Source organism: Ligilactobacillus ceti DSM 22408, from assembly GCF_000423245.1.
Taxonomy (GTDB): Bacteria; Bacillota; Bacilli; order Lactobacillales; family Lactobacillaceae; genus Ligilactobacillus; species Ligilactobacillus ceti.
In genome coordinates, this window is the sequence record NZ_KE383993.1 from 194742 (window position 1) to 211244 (window position 16503).

Consider the following 16503-nt stretch of genomic DNA (forward strand, 5'->3'; position numbering starts at 1 on the left):
ACAAAAATACCAAGCAACTATCAACTTGATAATTGCTTGGTATTTTTTAATGTTTTAGTTGGCGATAATAAAGATAACTGGCAATCACAAGACTGATTCCAGAAATAATCGCACCTAAAATTAAATAAGGCGGACGATAACTAAATTGGATCTGATGTTTGCCTGGCTTAATATCACAAGCTAAGAAAGTATCTTGAACTTTAAAAGTTTTAACAGCTTTATGATCGATTTGGACGTGCCAACCAGCATCATAAGGAATGGTTGTTGTTAAAATTTTCTTAATATCTTTGGGGACAGTAATTTCACCACTAATTTTTGTTGGTTGGTGTTCTGTTATTTTTAGGGTGTGATCTTTGACTTCAGCGAGAGAATTTTTAACCGCTTGGCGATCAAGACGATATAAAACAAAATGATCTAATGTCAGTTTCTTTTTCTTCAAACTCGTTGAAATAATAATTTCTTGTCCTTTGGCATGGTCTGCGATATTTAAAATAATCGTATGCCGGAATGTCCGAGAATATTTTAATGACTGATTTCCAATATAAATATCAACATTTTCTGAGGTGCAATCTGGACCTAAAGTTAAATAATAAGGATCATTGGTTTTCGGTGTAAATTTAAAAATAACTTTAGCTGCTTTTTTTGGTTTGATTTTCTTCAAATGCGCACCTGTTAAGCGATTTGTAGGTTTAATATTTTGGAAAACTACTTCTTGGAAATTGCACGGATGGAAATAACGTGTATTCGGCATTTGAGCCGCAACATCATTTAACCAGCGTGTTTGATAAATAGTTGGTAAATCATATAAAGGAGACAGTTTCTTTAAACTAGGACTCGCAAGATAAGCGATGCTCGTGACGTTAGGATTTTCATAAATTCTTGTTAAACGCTGATTGGAAATGAGCTTGTATTCTTTTAAATCACTTTTACGATTAGTTAAGGTGACTGGATTTTTAAAGTCATTATAATTTCGTGGGATTTCAGAATTATCTTTGGGATTTAAAAAGTATTTATAATCAAGCAAAGCATCACTTAATAAAGTTCCGTTCGCATAAATGGCATAATTATCGCCATCCGGTTGTCCGATTTGACCATAAAAATCAGGAATTTGTTTTTCTAAAGCGGAACTAAAATAAGAACCAGAATTAAAATCATGAGCCACACCATCATTTTTTGTTCTGAAGTAAGTTTGGCCAACACGATAAAAACCAGTATCATGTTTTTTTATGCGCTTGATATCGGAACGTAAGATACTGGATGGTTGAGCGTATTTATTATAAGTTAAATAACTTAAAGAGTTTAAAGAGAAAACCATATTTACAGTCAAATATAAACCTGATGTACATAATAAAACTATCGGAATTAAGCGACTTGTTTTGAGATTTTTTTGACTTAAAATTACTAAAGTAATCGTTGCTAAGGTTACTGTGGTAATGATTTTTGTTTTAGATAAGTAAGTGAAATTTTGCAAATCGAACCAAAGATAGGTTGCATAACTTAATAAAATTAGTTCTAAAATAATGATTTTGATAAATTTAATGTAGTTTGGTGAAAATTGCCAATGACGTACAGCTAAGAAAATCAGCCAAAAACTAATTAAATAAGAAAATCTAAAAGGATACCAGACGGGGAATTGTAATCCGTGCCAGAGTAAGTTCAATGGTTGCCAAAATAATGAAACACCAAAAAACAGGGTAACAATTAAGGAAGTTAAGCGTTCTTTACGACTGATATTTGTACAAACAAAATATAATAAAAAGTTAAAGAATACAAAACCACCTACAAATAAATTGGGTAAGCCTTCCGGAATTTGCGAGAAGTTGAAGGCACCTAAAAAGAATTTTGCACCCATTTCCCATGGCATATAAGCTAAGGATAAATCTAAATCTCTTTGAACATATTGTCCTTTACTAACAGAAAGTGAATAAATTGTGGGTAATAAAATAATTGCAGCTAAACCAGCAGCTAGCAATGATGAACTAATGAATTTACGAGCAGATTTGAGCCAACTTTTGAAATTGTGATAATTAATCACACTATACCAAATGAAAAAGACAATTAAAAAGAGACAAATCATATAAGCCATATAATAATTAGCAATCATCATGACAGCGAGCCAGCCGACATAAACTTTGCGGGATCCCGTTTGGAATAAACGATAAAAGCCATGCATAATTAAAGGAAAGAAAATTAATGCATCTGACCAGAGTAAATTCAATTGATTAGCAATCATCCATCCCATGAGAGCATAACTTAAAGTGAAAATGGGGATAAATATTGCTTTGAGTTGAGTTTGTTTTTGTAAGAAATAATTCAATGACCAACCGGCTAACCCATATTTTAATAAGGTGAGTACAGTGATACCGGCGACAATACTATTTTTCGGAAATAATAAAAGAATTAAATTAAAAGGGCTCAGTAAATAATAGGCCCATTCACCCATCATATTGCCACCAAGAGCTTTTGCGAATGAATAAAATAAACTGGTAGGTGAGTGTAATAATGTATGTTGATAATAGGCATAAAAATCAATATATTGTTGCCCTAAATCAATTGTTAAAAGAGTGCTTTTGCCAAAAGGATAAACATGACGAAACATAAAATAGATCGTCATAATAATAATTGGTAAGCAAAAACTTAAAATTCCAGAATAATGTTGCTGATAATAGTTTTTTAATTTTTGATTCACAAAAAAATCCTTTCAATAAAATTATTTAAAACATGATAAGTATAGCATAATTTACAGATTTTAAGTTTTGTTTGGGATGAATTGCTGATGCTATTTTTTTAAAGGGATTTGTGGTAGGATAAACGTTAGTTATTATGTAGAAAGTCGGTCTTTTTCTACGACGAGACAGAGGAGTTAAACTAGTGAAATTTATTAAAAAGCGCAACAAAAGTGAACATCAACCAAAATCACAATTACCTTTGCGATTAAACATTTTATTTGTGATTGTTTTTATTTTATTTGCGATGTTAATCGGACAATTAGCTAATTTACAAATTATTAATGGGCCTAAATTTGAAGCTGAAGCAACGAACAATGATGTCTTAACTTCTAGAAAGAATGTGCCACGTGGGATGATTTATGATGCAACTGGTAAATTATTGGCAGCTAATAATTCATCACGGGCGATTACTTATACAAAACCGTTGATCGTTTCACATAAAGAAATGTATCAATTGGCGAATAATTTAGTGAAGTATATTAAAGTTGATACGACAAACATTTCTCAATCTAATAAAGTTGATTATTATTTAGCCCAACCTGGTAAAGAAGAAAAAGTTAATAAACATATTAAGCAGGCTGCAACCTTGGATGGATCTGTTTTATATGCGAAACAATTTGATTATATTACTAAGCATAAATTATATAAAAAATTCACCACCGCTCAAAAAGAAGCAGCTGTTATTTATGGTCGGATGAATGCGGCGTATTCTTTATCAACAGTTTATTTGAAAACAAGTGATGTTTCTGATGATGAAATGGCTGAAGTTGGGGGACACTTAGCATCTTTACCTGGTGTTAAAATCGGGACAAGTTGGTCACGGAGTTATCCTGAAGGTGAAGCGATTAAGAGTGTTATTGGGACTGTTACAAGTGAAAAACAAGGGCTTCCAAGTACGCATGTTAATAGCTTGTTAGCGCAAGGTTACTCTCGTAATGATAGTGTTGGTTCGAGTTATATTGAATCAGAATATGAAGATGCTTTAAAAGGTACGAAAGAAATTGTTAATTTAGAAACTAAAAATGGACAAATTACGAAAGAAATCAAAAAATATGGTGGACAACCTGGGGATAATATTGTTTTAACAATTAATGCTAAATTCCAAACCAAAGTTCAAAGTATTATCGAAAGTGCTTTGAAGAATTCTGGTAATCCCTATGCACCTGGGGCTTATGCAATCGTTATGAATCCAAATAACGGGGCAATCTTAGCTTTAGCGGGAGTTTCACGTGATATCAAAACTGGTAAAGTGACCGAAAATGCGATTGGAACAATTAATCGAGCTTTCGTAATGGGGTCTGTTGTGAAGCCGGCTATGATTATGGGTGGATTCCATTCAGGTGTAATTACACCACGACATAATACTTTAGTTGATAAACCAATTAAGATTGCAGGGACACCGCCGAAAGGTTCTTGGTTTAACCACCATGGGAATAATGATATGCCGTTAACTGCATCGGATGCTTTAATGGTTTCTTCTAACTCATATATGATGCAATTAGCGATGAAAGAAGCACATTTCCATTATCGTCCTGGTAAAGATTTAACAATGAATCCTGATATTTTTAATAAATTACGTTCGAACTTTAATCAATTTGGTTTAGGTGTGAAGACCGGGGTAGATATTCCTGGTGAAGGAACTGGTTTTGAAGGTCCTGGTGGTACAGCTAATATTGGTAAAGCACTCGATTTATCTTTCGGGAACTATGATTCATATACACCAATTCAATTAGCGCAATATATTTCTGTTTTAGCTAATGGGGGTTATCGTTTACAGCCACACATCGTCCAATCAATCCGAGGTACAAATGCGAACGGTTCTTTAGGACCAATTAAGCATGTTTTTGAACCAAATATTTTAAATGTTGTTCCAGGTACAACTGCTGAATGGAATATTATTAAAAATGGTTTGTATAAGGTTGTCCATAGTTCGAGTCGTTATCGGACAGGGTCAACGATGGCGTCTGTTAAACCGCTTTTAGTTGGTAAAACTGGTACAGCGCAAACATTTTATAAGAATAATAATACATTTACATTAAGTGCTATTACGTATGCTCCACAAAAAAATCCGCAAGTGGCCGTGGCCGTTGTGTTCCCAGGTGTTTCTCATGAAAGACCAATTCATATGCAGTCGACAAATGCAATTTATCAAGCATATTGGAGTATGGTACAGTCATCAGAAGGCCTAGAATAAGGCGAAAATAGCATGTCAAGGTATTTTACTTAACATTTTTTAAAAAACCACTGGAAAAACTTTTCAAAAGATGGTATCATATTTAACGTTAAAGGTATTTAGAACCTTAGTTAATTTGATACGTAGTTTGGAGGTTTAGCACATGCGTGTAAATATTACATTAGAATGTACAGAATGTCGTGAAAAGACATATCTTACAAGCAAAAACAAACGTAATAACCCAGATCGCTTAGAATTACAAAAGTATTGCCCACGCGATCGCAAAGTTACATTACATCGTGAAACAAAATAACAACAGGCTAACCACCTGTTGTTTTTTAATATAAAGGATTTTTTTATGTTAAGTAAACAAACAATTCGGCAACAACAATTAAAGAAATTAGCTCAACCAGATATTCAGGCGCAACAATTTCAAGCTGAACAACTTTTATATCAAAAATTATTACAACATCCAGCTTGGAAACAAGCCCAGGTCGTTGCATTAACGATTAGTAAAGGTTGTGAGATTGATACAAAACCATTAATTATGCAAGCTTTGTTACAAGGAAAAGAAGTCGTTGTTCCAGTAACTAAAGCGCAGGGCAAAATGGATTTTGTGAGTTATCACCCTGAGATGGATTTACAAGTTACTAAGTACGGTATTTTAGAGCCGACAACAACACAAGTGAAAAACAAATCACAAATTGATTTAATAATTGTGCCAGGACTGGCCTTTTTTGCTAATCAAAAACGTATTGGATTTGGGGGCGGTTTTTATGATCGTTACTTAAGTGATTATGCGGGAACAACTTTATCTTTAGTTGATCCAGTACGTGATTTGAGCCGAGTAACTTGTCTGTTAGAGGAGACTGATTTACCAATCGATGAGTTAATCAAGTTGAGTTAATATTAGGAGCAGAATGTGATTAGAGAATTTAAGCGAAATCCTTCGGTAACGAAGATTTTGATTTTAATTAATGTCCTAATTTATCTGGTAATGACTTTTTCTGGTGGAAGTACGAATATTGCAACATTACTGCGGTTTGGTGCAGTGTATAGTCCGTTCGTGGCAGCTGGTCAATGGTGGCGGTTATTCACGGCGATGTTTATCCATATTGGGATTGAACATTTGCTGTTCAATATGGTAACGTTGTATTTTATTGGAACACAAATTGAAATGATTTTTGGTGCGAAGCGTTATTTAGGCATATATTTGTTGAGCGGACTTGGTGGGAATTTAGTGACATTTGCTTTTGACCCGAATAGTATTTCCGCTGGTGCAAGTACAGCTATTTTTGGTTTATTTGGGGCTTATTTGATGTTGATTGAATCATATCGGGATAATCCTGTAATCCAGTTTTTGGCACGTCAATTTTTGATTTTTATTGTGATCAATGTCGTTTTTACTTTCTTTGGAAATGCTGTGTATGGTCATTTAGGCGGATTAGGTTATGGTTTTTTAGCGAGTTATTTAATTACACCACGTAATTTAGATTCGATTCCGCGAACGAAACGTGTCGTGAGTTTAATCGCGATGGTTTTGATTAGTATTATGCTCTGGAAAATCGGGATGTACTAATTTAGCGGAAAATAAATTAAAGGGGTTCACCACAAATGAAAACATTATATGATGTTCAACAATTGTTAAAAAGATTTGGAGTCTTTATTCATTTAGGTCAACGCTCATGGGATATTGAGTTGATGGCGATTGAACTTGATAATTTGTTGCGAGCTAACGTAATTGATAAACAAACATTTTTAGCTGCAAAACGTGTTTTGGTAACAGAGCATGAAGCAGAAGAACAATGGAAAAAGAAAACAGATAAGATTTTTAAGGACTAAGCAAGATAGCGATATTCATTGCAAGGACCAAAATATTCGTTATAATTAGATTTAGAGTTAAAAAGTTTCAGTAGTTGAAGGGAGAATATATTGTGGGCGTTATTGGTTGGATTAATGTTATTTTAGTAATTGGTATTTTATACTATGGTGGAACACGTCTTTATGTACATATGATGGGACGTCGTTACGCACAACTTTTAGAAAATGATGAATTCCGTAAAGGTATGCACAAAGCACAACTTATCGATGTACGTGAACCAAATTATTTTGATGAAAGTCATATTTTAGGAGCACGTAATGTACCTTATTCACAATACAAATTGTATAAAGATGCTTTACGTAAAGATATGCCAGTTTATATTTATGATCAAGGTAAAACTTTAAGTGTCAGAATGGCTACTAAGTTACACAAAGCTGGTTATACAGATATCGTTATTTTGAAACATGGTTTTTCAAAATGGGATGGTAAAACTAAAAGTAAAAAATAGTTAAACTAAAAAAAGGATGAACAAATTTGTTCATCCTTTTTTGTATAGTGATTAACCTTGATGAGCTGAGTAACTCTTGCGTAAAGCGCGACGACGATGTTCATCGTATGCTTCAGCTTCTTCTTCGATTGGTTCAACGACTGTTTTCTTGAATGCTAAAACAACACCTGTAACAGCGCCAATTGTAGCTAATGTACCCATTAAGAAACCTGTACCAAATTTGTTCATGGAAAAGACCTCCTGAAAAATAAAATATTTTAATCTCACTTCTATTATGATACAAAAAAGTAAAAAATACCAGATATAACAACCTGAATGCTGAGAAATTGTTTTTGCAATAGCAATCTGAATAGTGATAGCGTACAATGAATAACGAGAAGATAAAAATATTTAAGTTATCAAAAAGGAGTTAAAAATGGCGCAGAAAATAGTTTTAATCGTTGGACCGACAGCCGTTGGTAAAACAGCACTTTCCGTCCAATTAGCGCAAAAATTTAACGGTCAAATTATATCCGGAGATTCCATGCAAGTTTATCAAGGTTTGGATATCGGAACGGCCAAAGTTACGCCAGAAGAAATGGATGGTGTGAAACATTATTTAATAGATGAAAATCGCATTGATGAACGTTTTTCGGCAGCTGATTTTACGCAAAAATGTCGTCAAGATGTGAAACTGATTGCTCAAGCAGGATGTTTACCAATTATTGCGGGGGGAACTGGTTTTTATCTCCAAGCGCTACTTGATAATTTTCAACTTGGTGCTGATCAATATGATGAAAATGAAGTCATTCGTAAGAAATGGGAAGCTTATTTAGCAGAACATGGTTCACAGGCGTTGTTAGAACAGTTAGCGGCTATTGATCCTAAAGCGGCAGCTAAGATCCCTGTTAATAATCCCCGGCGGATGATTCGTGCTTTAGAAGTTTATGAACAAACGGGACAATTGTTTTCGGAACAAAATGATTTGAAGTCGGATGAATTTGAACCGTTGGTGATAGGGTTAACAACAGATCGGAAATTATTATATGAACGTATTAATTTACGGGTTGATTTGATGATGGAACAAGGTTTATTAGCCGAAGCCAAAATGTTATATGAAAAAGGCGGTGCGGATTTACCAGCTGGAAAAGGGATTGGTTATAAAGAGTTTTATCCTTATTTTGCGGGTGAAATCACACTAGAAGAAGCGGTTGAATTAGTGAAACGAAATTCACGGCGCTATGCTAAGCGACAATTGACTTGGTTCCGGAATAAAATGGAAGTGCAATGGTTTGATTTGGTACAAGATCCAAGTCAAGTGCACGAAATTGAAACAATGATTGAAAAATGGTTAAAAGAAGTTTAAAGGAGTTTTATGGAAATGAATTATTCATGGTTAGCAGATTATCCAACAGAATTACAAGAAAAAATTAAACAAGTAGAAGCACAAGTTGCGGAACAATACGCAAAAATTGATGATCAAATTTTATTTAATCAAAAACGAGTTTTAGCACTCTTTCGGGAACATCATGTGTCAGAAGCTGACTTAGTTGGTTCAACTGGTTATGGTTGTGATGATATGGGACGTGACAAGTTAGATGCAATTTATGCGGGGTATTTTAAAACAGAAGATGCTTTAGTGCGCCCACAGTTCGTTTCGGGAACACATGCGATTGCTACCGCTTTATATGGCGTTTTGAAACCGGGAGAAACATTACATTATTTAACTGGGATGCCGTATGACACAATTCAACAAGTAATTGGGATTGCAGGGGATAATTCTGGAACGATGCAAGAATTAGGAATGGGATTTTCTTATACACCATTATTAGAAAATGGCAAAGTAGATTATGAACAAGCTAAAAAAGATTTATCTGCCGATCCAACTATTAAAGTAATTGCTTTACAACGTTCACGTGGCTATGAAACACGGGCTAGTTATACCGTTGCTGAATTAAAAGAAATGATTGATTTTATTCGAGAAATTATTCCTGAAGCAATTATTTTTGTTGATAACTGTTATGGTGAATTTTCAGAAGCAAGTGAACCATCCTGGTTTGGTGCGGATTTGATGGCGGGCTCACTTTTTAAGAATGCCGGAGCCGGAATCGCTAAAACAGGTGGCTATATTGTTGGTAAGAAAGATTTAGTTGAAAAAGCAGCGACACGTTTAACAATTCCTGGTGTTGGTAAAAATGAAGGTGCCACATATCCATTTATGCGTGATTTTTATCAAGGTTTCTTTATGGCAGCTCATACAACTGGGCAAGCGATTAAAGGGATGATTTTCACGAGTGCCTTACTTGAATCAGTAGGGATGGATGTTTCTCCAAAATGGGATGCTCCAAGAACTGACGTGGTGCAAGCTGTAGTCTTTAATGATCCTAAACCAATGATTGATTTTTGTGGTGTAATTCAAAATAACTCACCATTGAATGCTTTTGTGAATCCGATCCCTAGTCCAATGGATGGTTATGAAGATGAAGTTATTATGGCTTCAGGGAGCTTTACAGAAGGTTCAACGATCGAATTATCAAGTGATGGTCCGATTCGTCCACCGTATTGCTTATATATTCAAGGTGGTTTAACAGTTGAACACGTTAAAATTGCGATTGCAAGTGCTGTTAACCAAACTTTTTATCAATAAAAAACAACTCATGTCAGATAATGTGACATGAAACATTGACAGCGTTTTTATACTTGCTATAATATGAATAACTTTTAGGAGCGATTTTATGAAGGAAAAGGAACTGCGTCGTTCTTTAGCAGTTTTGCCGATCGGCACGGTAATGTGTTTGACTGATTTAACAGCACGTCAAATTCGTTATTACGAAAAGCATGAACTACTAAAACCTGAGCGAAATCCGAGTAATCGGCGGATGTATTCTTTGAATGATATTGATAAACTATTAGAAATCAAAGATTATTTAGCAGAAGGGATGAATATTGCAGGGATTAAGGAAGTCTATCTTAAAAAGGCAGCTAAAAAGAAAAAAGTACGTGAACAAGCGATTAGCGACGAAAAAGTCCGGAAAATGTTACGGGATGAATTCGTTAATGCGAGTGGTTTGAAATCACAACATGAATTTTCTTTTAAAAACACGCGGATTTTTTAATTAAAAACAAGGAGTGGTTAGATGGTTACAAAGTATTCCAAAGACGATATTCGAGCAATAGCAGCAAAAGAAAATGTTAAATTCTTACGTTTAATGTTTACTGATTTATACGGTACAATCAAAAATGTTGAAGTTCCAATCACACAATTAGATAAAGTTTTAGATAATAAAATGATGTTTGACGGTTCTTCAATTAATGGTTTCGTTCGAATTGAAGAAAGTGATATGCTTTTGTATCCTGATTTATCCACATGGATGATCTTTCCTTGGGAAAATGAACACGGCAAAGTAGCGCGCTTAATTTGTGCGGTGCATAATGCTGATGAAACACCATTTATGGGTGATCCGCGGAATAATTTAATGCGTATTATTGATGAAATGCGCGAATTAGGTTTTACTGATTTTAATATCGGGCCAGAACCTGAATTTTTCTTATTTAAATTAGATGAAACAACCGGCAAACCAACAATTGATTTAAATGATAAAGGGAGCTATTTTGATTTAGCGCCAATCGATTTAGGTGAAAATTGCCGTCGTGATATTGTTTTAGAATTAGAAAATATGGGCTTTGATGTTGAAGCATCTCACCATGAAGTGGCACCAGGACAACATGAAGTTGATTTCAAATATGCGGATGCAGTACATGCTTGTGATAATATTCAAACATTCAAGTTAGTTGTAAAAACAGTCGCACGTAAACATGGTTTGCATGCAACCTTTATGCCAAAACCATTAGCCGGAATTGCTGGATCTGGGATGCACTTTAATATGTCATTATTCAATGAAAAAGGAAATGCCTTCTTCGATGAAAATGGTCCAGAACAATTATCACAAGATGCTTACTATTTCTTGGGTGGTTTGATGAAACACGCACGTGGCTTTACTGCGATTACTAATCCAATTGTGAACTCTTACAAACGTTTAGTACCTGGTTATGAAGCACCAGTTTATGTTGCTTGGTCAGGTCATAACCGTTCACCGTTAGTACGTGTTCCAATTGCACGTGGGGCATCTACTCGTTTAGAATTAAGAAGTGCTGATCCATCAGCTAATCCATATTTAGCAGTGGCAACTGTTTTGGCAGCTGGTTTAGATGGTTTGAAGAACAAGATTGAACCACCAAAAGCAGTTGATCGTAATATTTATGCGATGGATGAACAAGAAAGAAAAGAAAACGGCATTCATGATTTACCTTCTAACTTACACAATGCGATTAAAGCAATGCGTCAAGATGAAGTTGTGAAAGCAGCGTTAGGTGAACATTTATATGAAAACTTTGTAGAAGCGAAGAAATTAGAAACAGCCGCTTATCGACAAGAAGTTTCTGAATGGGAACGTGAACAATATCTTACAATGTATTAAAAAATATTACGGCTCGACAGTTGGTGTCGAGTCGTTTTTCTTTTGGAGAATTTTTATATAAAAGACAGATTTCTTAATTAGTAGGGGGTGTTGGTATAAATTAATTTAGATTTTTTATGATTAAAATTGAATTAAATCGACGAAAAAAACGGAAAAAACCTTGAAAAACATGTGATAAAAGTGAATAATAGAACTAATATACATACTAATTATCGAGGAGTTTTTTTAAAGCATGGTTAAAAAAGGAATGTTAATTGTACTTTCTGGCCCATCTGGTGTTGGGAAAGGTACAGTTCGAAAAGAAATTTTTTCACAAGAAGGGAACAATTTTGATTATTCAATCTCAATGACAACCCGGAAAATGCGTGAAGGCGAAGTTAATGGTCGTGATTACCACTTCGTAAGTAAAGAAGAATTTGAAGAAGAAATTGCAACTGGTGGCATGTTAGAGTATGCTAAATATGTTGACAATTATTATGGAACACCTTTAAAATACGTTAATGAGATGCTTGAAAATGGTAAAGACGTCTTTTTAGAAATTGAAGTCAGTGGTGCAATGCAAGTTCGGGAAAAATGTCCTGATGGCTTGTTTATTTTCTTGACTCCACCTGATTTGATGGAATTACGCCAACGTATTATTAATCGTGGGACAGATGATTTGGAAACAATCGATAAACGTATGAAAAAAGCGGTCGATGAAATCGAAATGATGCAAAACTATGATTATGCTGTTGTGAATGATCAAGTTGTGAATGCAGCAGAAAAGATCAAAACAATTATTCGTGCAGAACGCTGGCGTGTAAAACGCTTTTTACCAGATTATAAAAAACAATTAGGAGATGTATTGAAATGATTCTTTATCCTTCAGTCGATGAATTATTGGAACGTGTTAACTCACGCTATTCATTAATTATGTTAGCTTCAAAACGCGCCCATGAATTAGATGCAGGTGCTTTACCAATGTTACGTGAATATCAATCAACAAAAAATGTTGGTCGTGCTTTGGAAGAAATCGCAGCTGGCGATTTAACAATCAAAAAAAACTAGGATTATAAATCCGCAAGAGAGTTTGAGATTTGTCTCAAACTCTTTTTTTAATGTCTTAAAATTGTTACAATTAAGGGTAACGATAAAAAGAAATGAGTTAGTGAAAGGAGTTGCTGGAAAATGAAAAAAATTGCCGTCTATGTCACAGGTGGCGTGGCTTGTTATAAAACAGTCAGCTTTGTGCGTTTGTTACAAAAAGCTGGTTATCAAGTCCGTGTTGCAATGACAAAAGCAGCTCAAGAATTTGTTAATCCAAATTTGTTTGCGAGTTTGTTGAAAGAACCGGTTTTAACAGATTTATTTCAACCGATGGAACAAGGAAAAATCGCGCATATTGAATTAGCTGATTGGTGTGATTATGCCATCGTTGTTCCAGCAACGGCTAATATTATTGCGAAAATGGCACAAGGAATTGCCGATGAAGTTGTGAGTACGAGTTTATTAGCGACGGCGCAACCAACATTTGTTGTTCCAGCTATGAATACAAAAATGTATCAAGCTGCTAGTACCCAACGTAACTTACAAACTTTAAAACGTGATGGTGTGAAAATATTAGACCCTGTGACGGGGCTTTTGGCAGAAGGGTATTCCGGTCAAGGGCGGATGCCAGAACCAACAGAAATAGCCACTTGGTTCTTGAGTGAAATTACTTCGGAACAAAAATTAAAAAATAAACGAATTTTAATTACGGCTGGAGGAACACAAGAAGCGATTGATCCCGTACGTTTAATCGTGAATCGATCCAGTGGGAAAATGGGCTACGCTTTAGCGAAAGCCGCTCAGCAACAAGGAGCACAAGTGACATTAGTGTCGACAGTGCCGGCTTTACCAGTTCCAACTGGAGTAGAAGTAATCTATGTGCAAAGCGCTCAAGAAATGCGTCAAGCTGTTTTAAAAACTTATCCACAAGTCGATGCCGTGATTATGGCGGCGGCAGTTGCTGATTATCGCGTGAAAAATCCTGCCCCAACAAAAATCAAAAAACACAGTGAAACATTAACTTTAGAGTTAGTGAAAAATCCAGATATCTTAAAAGAACTTGGTGCACAAAAAGAACAACAAGTTTTAGTCGGATTTGCTGCAGAAACACATGACTTACAACATTATGCTCAACAAAAATTAATCCAAAAAAATCTTGATTTATTAGTTGCTAATGATGTTTCTCGAAAAGATATCGGTTTTGGCAGCAATGATAATGAAGTGATTTTATTCCAACCAGAACAAGCACCAATTTTAGTCGCAAAAGCTGATAAAGCAGCCATTGCACAACAAATTTTAGCAGTTTTAGCATCGAAATTAAGTTAGGAGGTCGATGTCGCGTGTGTCAGTATGCTCAAGTTATTGTCGATGTACCCACTCGACAAACGAACCAACCATATACTTATAAAATACCTGCCGCTTATCAAGGTGAAATTAAACCCGGAATGCGCGTGATAGTGCCATTCGGGAAAGGCGGTCGGAAAATTCAAGGTTTCGTAGTCGGATTAATCGGGCCTGAAGAATTAATTTATGAAGAACATTTGTTGAAAACTTTAATTCAACCACTTGATTTCACACCTGTTTTGAATCAAGAAGCTTTACAATTAGCGGATTGGTTAGCAGAAACGACTTTTGCTTTTAAAATCAGTTGTTTACAAGTAATGTTGCCTAATGTAATGCGAGCTAGTTATCATAAAACAATTCGCTTGTTAGATCAGGATGTACCCGTTGAAATTAAAGCCTTATTTCAAAAGCAAAATGAAATTCCCTATGATGATGTGACCGATGCGAAACTATTACGCCAATTAGTGAAATTACGCCAAGCTAATAAAGTTGAAATTGTTTATCATGTTAAAGATCGGGCGCAAAAGAAAATGGTAACTGCTATTCAAAAACAAGTTACCAATGAAGAAATTGTTAGTTTAAAAACACAAATCCCTAAAAATGCCGTGAAACAAGCACAATTACTCGATTTTTTAGCGAGTGTTTCTCAAACAACAATTTTACAAAGTGAAGCCCAAGTCCAATCGGGCTTAACGGCAGCTGATTTTAAAACAGGTGCTAAAAAAGGTTGGTTAAAACAAATTAAAGTCGAAAAATACCGGGATCCATATGCTGACACAGAATTTAAAACAACGATTCCTAAATCACTAACACCTAGTCAAACAACAGCGGTTCAATCTGTGACACAAGCCATGTTGCAGCAACAAGCAGAAACGTACTTATTACAAGGTGTGACTGGCAGCGGCAAGACAGAAGTTTATCTGCAAATTATTGCCGAAGCATTGGCACAAAAGAAAACGGCTTTAATGTTAGTGCCAGAAATTTCTTTAACACCACAAATGGTGCAACGAGTTCGTTCCCGATTTGGTCAACAAGTCGCGGTTTTACACAGTGGTTTGTCTGATGGAGAAAAATATGATGAATGGCGCCGTGTGGAAGAAAAACAAGCTCAAGTTGTTGTGGGGGCACGTTCAGCCGTGTTTGCACCGTTAGAAAACTTGGGTGTTATTATTATGGATGAAGAACATGAAAGCAGTTATAAACAAGATGAAATGCCACGTTACCATGCACGTGATGTGGCGATTTGGCGGAGTCAGTATCATGGTTGTCCAGTGGTGCTCGGAAGTGCGACACCTGCTTTAGAAACAAGAGCTCGCGCCCAAAAAGATGTCTATCATTGGTTACAAATGCCAGATCGCATTAATGGACAAGCGATGCCACCAGTAAAATTGGTCGATATGCGAGAAGCTTTAAAAGAAGCGCCTGCGCCGGATATTTCACAAGAATTATTAACGGCTATCAAACAACGACTAGCTAAAAAGGAACAAGTTGTTTTAATGTTAAACCGACGAGGGTATTCTTCTTTTATGTTATGTCGGGAATGTGGCTTTGTTTTGAAATGTCCTAATTGTGATATTTCATTGACATTGCATATGGATACGCATTCGATGAAATGTCATTATTGTGGTCATGAAGAAGCAATTCCGCAAACTTGTCCACAATGTCAAAGTCGAAAAATTAAATATTATGGAACCGGAACGCAAAAAGTTCAAGAAGAGCTCGCTAAATTGTTACTAACTGCGCGCGTTTTAAGAATGGATGTCGATACGACGCGGCGCAAAGGTGCTCATGAAAAAATCTTACAACAATTTGGCAATCATGAAGCTGATATTTTATTAGGGACGCAAATGATTGCGAAAGGGTTGGATTTTCCGGATGTAACCTTAGTTGGAGTTTTGAATGCTGATACAGCTTTAGGACTGGCCAATTATCGTGCTAGTGAAACGACTTTCCAATTGTTAACGCAAGTTAGCGGTCGTGCTGGACGTGCCGATAAAAAAGGTGAAGTTATCGTGCAAACTTATAATCCGGAACATTATGCGATTCAATGGGCTCAAGCGCATGATTATGAAAGTTTTTATCGTAAAGAAATGCAAGTGCGCCATTTATTAGGCTATCCACCATATTATTTCACCATTAAAATCACGGTGAGTGGGAATGATCAATTAAGTGCATCGAAGAAAATTCATGAAATTTATCGTGAACTCCAAACTGTGTTAAGTAAAGATGCTTTAATGTTAGGACCAACACCACAACAAATTATGCGGATTAATAATCGTTATTATTTCCAATTAGTTATTAAATATAAATTTGAAAAAAATCTCGAGCAATATTTAAAAAATCTCTTAGTAAAAAGTCAAACAGATGAAAAAGCGGGAATCAAGTTAGTAATTGATCGGAATCCGTTAAACTTTATCTAATTCAAAAAAGGAAGTGGAGTAATT

16 protein-coding genes are annotated in these 16503 nt (G+C 35.4%); 14 read left to right on the top strand and 2 right to left on the bottom strand.

The genetic code is table 11. The features are described from left to right. Positions 1-46: 46 nt before the first annotated feature. A complete protein-coding gene (locus tag G540_RS0103865) occupies positions 47-2689 on the bottom strand; it encodes a YfhO family protein (protein WP_027106975.1) in 2643 nt (880 codons plus the stop codon). 182 nt (positions 2690-2871) lie between these two features. Here G540_RS0103865 and G540_RS0103870 point away from each other — a divergent pair, with 182 nt between their 5' ends. From G540_RS0103870 to G540_RS0103895, 6 genes are all read left to right on the top strand, one after another. Beyond that, positions 2872-4923, top strand: a complete 2052-nt coding sequence (locus G540_RS0103870) for a peptidoglycan D,D-transpeptidase FtsI family protein (protein ID WP_027106976.1) — start codon at positions 2872-2874, stop codon at positions 4921-4923. A 142-nt stretch (positions 4924-5065) separates the two neighbouring features. Beyond that, entirely contained in the window at positions 5066-5215 is a 150-nt protein-coding gene (rpmG, locus tag G540_RS0103875) for a 50S ribosomal protein L33 (protein WP_027106977.1), read from the top strand. A 45-nt stretch (positions 5216-5260) separates the two neighbouring features. Next, positions 5261-5809: a 5-formyltetrahydrofolate cyclo-ligase gene (locus G540_RS0103880; protein ID WP_035463601.1), complete on the top strand. Its 549-nt coding sequence runs from the start codon at positions 5261-5263 to the stop codon at positions 5807-5809. Positions 5810-5824: 15 nt separating this feature from the next. Next, positions 5825-6481 (top strand): rhomboid family intramembrane serine protease, encoded by a 657-nt coding sequence (locus G540_RS0103885; RefSeq protein WP_027106979.1) that lies wholly within the window; start codon positions 5825-5827, stop codon positions 6479-6481. Between the two features lie 35 nt (positions 6482-6516). Next, positions 6517-6744, top strand: coding sequence for a YqgQ family protein (locus G540_RS0103890; RefSeq protein WP_027106980.1), 228 nt, complete (start codon positions 6517-6519; stop codon positions 6742-6744). 74 nt (positions 6745-6818) lie between these two features. Further along, positions 6819-7232 carry a rhodanese-like domain-containing protein gene (locus G540_RS0103895; protein ID WP_027106981.1) on the top strand — a complete coding sequence of 138 codons (414 nt, stop codon included), beginning with the start codon at positions 6819-6821 and terminating at the stop codon, positions 7230-7232. 51 nt (positions 7233-7283) lie between these two features. Here the strand turns inward: G540_RS0103895 and G540_RS07340 are convergent, their stop codons facing one another. After that, on the bottom strand, positions 7284-7460 hold the full coding sequence (locus G540_RS07340) for a DUF3042 family protein (RefSeq protein ID WP_081653540.1): 177 nt from the start codon (positions 7458-7460) through the stop codon (positions 7284-7286). Between the two features lie 187 nt (positions 7461-7647). Between G540_RS07340 and miaA the strand changes: the two genes are divergently transcribed. The 8 genes from miaA to priA all read left to right on the top strand — a co-directional run bounded on the left by miaA (position 7648) and on the right by priA (position 16479). Continuing rightward, positions 7648-8577 carry a tRNA (adenosine(37)-N6)-dimethylallyltransferase MiaA gene (miaA, locus tag G540_RS0103905; RefSeq protein WP_027106982.1) on the top strand — a complete coding sequence of 310 codons (930 nt, stop codon included), beginning with the start codon at positions 7648-7650 and terminating at the stop codon, positions 8575-8577. A gap of 15 nt (positions 8578-8592) precedes the next feature. Further along, positions 8593-9858, top strand: a complete 1266-nt coding sequence (locus G540_RS0103910) for a methionine gamma-lyase family protein (RefSeq protein WP_027106983.1) — start codon at positions 8593-8595, stop codon at positions 9856-9858. 88 nt (positions 9859-9946) lie between these two features. After that, a complete protein-coding gene (locus G540_RS0103915; protein WP_027106984.1) occupies positions 9947-10327 on the top strand; it encodes a MerR family transcriptional regulator in 381 nt (126 codons plus the stop codon). Positions 10328-10348: 21 nt separating this feature from the next. Continuing rightward, a complete protein-coding gene (glnA, locus tag G540_RS0103920; RefSeq protein ID WP_027106985.1) occupies positions 10349-11689 on the top strand; it encodes a type I glutamate--ammonia ligase in 1341 nt (446 codons plus the stop codon). A gap of 232 nt (positions 11690-11921) precedes the next feature. Continuing rightward, positions 11922-12542, top strand: a complete 621-nt coding sequence (gene gmk / locus G540_RS0103925; protein ID WP_027106986.1) for a guanylate kinase — start codon at positions 11922-11924, stop codon at positions 12540-12542. After that, positions 12539-12736 carry a DNA-directed RNA polymerase subunit omega gene (gene rpoZ, locus G540_RS0103930; RefSeq protein ID WP_027106987.1) on the top strand — a complete coding sequence of 66 codons (198 nt, stop codon included), beginning with the start codon at positions 12539-12541 and terminating at the stop codon, positions 12734-12736. Before gmk ends, rpoZ begins: the two co-directional genes overlap by 4 nt. A 120-nt stretch (positions 12737-12856) precedes the next feature. Then, positions 12857-14041 (top strand): bifunctional phosphopantothenoylcysteine decarboxylase/phosphopantothenate--cysteine ligase CoaBC, encoded by a 1185-nt coding sequence (gene coaBC, locus G540_RS0103935; protein ID WP_027106988.1) that lies wholly within the window; start codon positions 12857-12859, stop codon positions 14039-14041. Between the two features lie 14 nt (positions 14042-14055). Continuing rightward, on the top strand, positions 14056-16479 hold the full coding sequence (gene priA, locus G540_RS0103940) for a primosomal protein N' (RefSeq protein WP_027106989.1): 2424 nt from the start codon (positions 14056-14058) through the stop codon (positions 16477-16479). Positions 16480-16503 lie beyond the last annotated feature (24 nt).